The sequence below is a fragment of the Arthrobacter sp. STN4 genome (assembly GCF_024539665.1).
GTDB lineage: Bacteria > Actinomycetota > Actinomycetes > Actinomycetales > Micrococcaceae > Specibacter.
Genome location: NZ_JAKZGX010000094.1, coordinates 1 through 419, shown reverse-complemented (window position 1 = coordinate 419; position 419 = coordinate 1). Strand labels below are relative to the sequence as shown.

Sequence of the window (419 nt, the reverse complement as noted above, 5' to 3'; positions counted from 1 at the left end):
TGGCGGCTCCAATGCCCGGGGTACCGGTGCTGGAGGTTCCTGGCCCCCGGACCAGGGCCCCGCCCCGGCCTGGGCCCAACCACCTACCACCGCTCACACCACCAGCAATAACGGCACCACCACGCCCACCGGCGGCGCTGAGGGCACCTCAGGCACCGGCACCGGCACCAACGTGGATGGCGGTGACGGCACTGGCAACCGCACCAACGCGGCCACCACCAGCAATAACGGCACCACCACGCCCGCCACCGGCGATCAAATATCCAGCGGCCACGACGGTGGCGGCAGCGGTGCCCTGGAAGACGGCGGTGCTACGCCAGGCGGCGGGGACGGCGCGGCGGTGTTTTGGGCAACCCCCGGCATCGACCCCACCGACACCGTCCAGGAACCACCCTGGCCCCGGGACATCAACGCCATCA

Annotated in this window: 1 pseudogene; it reads left to right on the top strand. The window is 71.4% G+C overall.

What is annotated here, in order from left to right:
* Window positions 1-419 (top strand): annotated as a pseudogene (locus MMF96_RS19490) (hypothetical protein); the annotation flags it as partial.